The 2,207-nt window shown below is 66.8% G+C and carries 1 protein-coding gene; it reads right to left on the bottom strand.

What is annotated here, in order from left to right:
- Positions 1-2,207, bottom strand: a 2,207-nt coding sequence (rpoB, locus tag ACFYUV_RS51370; RefSeq protein ID WP_387683437.1) for a DNA-directed RNA polymerase subunit beta, incomplete at both ends; no start/stop codon positions are given.

Here is a 2,207-nt window from a genome sequence, read left to right as displayed (position 1 = left end):
AACGGCATGTCCTCGACCGGCAGGATCTTGGAGATGACGCCCTTGTTGCCGTGGCGGCCGGCCAGCTTGTCGCCGTCGGTGATCTTACGCTTCTGGGCCACGTAGACGCGGACCAGCTCGTTGACGCCCGGCGGGAGCTCGTCGCCCTCGTCGCGGCTGAACACGCGCACGCCGATGACCTTGCCCTGCTCGCCGTGCGGCACCTTCAGCGAGGTGTCACGGACCTCACGGGCCTTCTCACCGAAGATGGCGCGCAGCAGCCGCTCCTCCGGGGTCAGCTCGGTCTCGCCCTTCGGGGTGACCTTGCCGACCAGGATGTCGCCGGGCACGACCTCGGCGCCGATCCGGATGATGCCGCGCTCGTCGAGGTCGGCCAGGACCTCTTCCGACACGTTGGGGATGTCCCGGGTGATCTCCTCCGGGCCCAGCTTGGTGTCGCGGGCGTCGACCTCGTGCTCCTCGATGTGGATCGAGGAGAGGACGTCGTCCTGAACCAGGCGCTGGGACAGGATGATGGCGTCTTCGTAGTTGTGGCCCTCCCACGGCATGAACGCCACGAGCAGGTTCTTGCCGAGCGCCATCTCACCGTTGTCGGTGCAGGGGCCGTCGGCGATGACCTGGTTGACCTCGACCCGGTCGCCCTCGGCGACGATGGGCTTCTGGTTGAAGGAGGTGCCCTGGTTGGAGCGCTTGAACTTGGCGACCCGGTACGTCGTACGCGTGCCGTCGTCGTTCATGACGGTGACGTAGTCGGCCGAGACCTCCTCGACCACGCCGGCCTTCTCGGCGCTGATGACGTCGCCGGCGTCGGTCGCGGCACGGTACTCCATGCCGGTGCCGACCAGCGGCGCCTCGCTCTTGAGCAGCGGCACCGACTGGCGCTGCATGTTGGAGCCCATGAGCGCGCGGTTGGCGTCGTCGTGCTCCAGGAAGGGGATCATCGCGGTGGCGACCGACACCATCTGGCGCGGCGACACGTCGATGTAGTCGACTTCCTCGGCACGGGCGAGCTCGGTCTCGCCGCCCTTGGTACGGACCAGGACGCGGGACTCGGCGAACGACCCGTCGGGGTTGAGCGTCGTGTTGGCCTGCGCCTTGACGTAGCGGTCTTCCTCGTCGGCCGTCAGGTAGTCGATCTGGTCGGTCACCCGGCCGTCGACGACCTTGCGGTAAGGCGTCTCGACGAAGCCGAAGGCGTTGATGCGGCCGTAGGAAGCCAGCGAGCCGATCAGACCGATGTTCGGGCCTTCAGGGGTCTCGATCGGGCACATCCGGCCGTAGTGGGACGGGTGCACGTCACGGACCTCGAAGCCGGCCCGCTCACGGGACAGACCACCGGGGCCGAGCGCGGACAGACGCCGCTTGTGCGTCAGGCCGGCCAGCGGGTTGGTCTGGTCCATGAACTGCGACAGCTGCGAGGTGCCGAAGAACTCCTTGATGGAGGCCACGACGGGACGGATGTTGATCAGGGTCTGCGGCGTGATCGCCTCGACGTCCTGGGTGGTCATCCGCTCGCGGACGACGCGCTCCATGCGGGCCAGGCCCAGGCGGACCTGGTTCTGGATGAGCTCGCCGACGCTGCGCAGGCGGCGGTTGCCGAAGTGGTCGATGTCGTCGACCTCGACGATCACCTCACCGTTGGCGCCCGGCATCGACTCCTCGCCCGCGTGCAGGCGGACGATGTACTCGATGGTGGCGACGATGTCCTCTTCGGTCAGCGTGCCCTGCGTGATCTCGGAGTCGACCCCGAGCTTCTTGTTGATCTTGTAGCGGCCCACCTTGGCCAGGTCGTACCGCTTGGGGTTGAAGTACAGGTTCTCCAGCAGGGTCTGCGCCGACTCCTTGGTCGGCGGCTCACCCGGCCGCAGCTTGCGGTAGATGTCCAGCAGGGCGTCGTCCTGGCCGGCCGTGTGGTCCTTCTCCAGCGTCGCGCGCATCGACTCGTACTGGCCGAACCGCTCGAGGATCTGGTCGTTGGTCCATCCCAGTGCCTTGAGAAGCACGGTGACGGCCTGCTTGCGCTTACGGTCGATGCGCACACCGACGCTGTCGCGCTTGTCGATCTCGAACTCCAGCCAGGCACCCCGCGACGGGATGACCTTGCAGCCGTAGAGGTCCTTGTCCGAGGTCTTGTCGACGTTACGTTCGAAATAGACACCCGGCGAACGGACCAGCTGCGAGACCACGACACGCTCGGTGCCGTTGAT

Origin of the sequence: Nonomuraea sp. NPDC003560 (assembly GCF_042878785.1) — a bacterium.
Classification (GTDB): Bacteria; Actinomycetota; Actinomycetes; order Streptosporangiales; family Streptosporangiaceae; genus Nonomuraea.
This window is presented reverse-complemented; position numbering and strand designations above follow the sequence as displayed.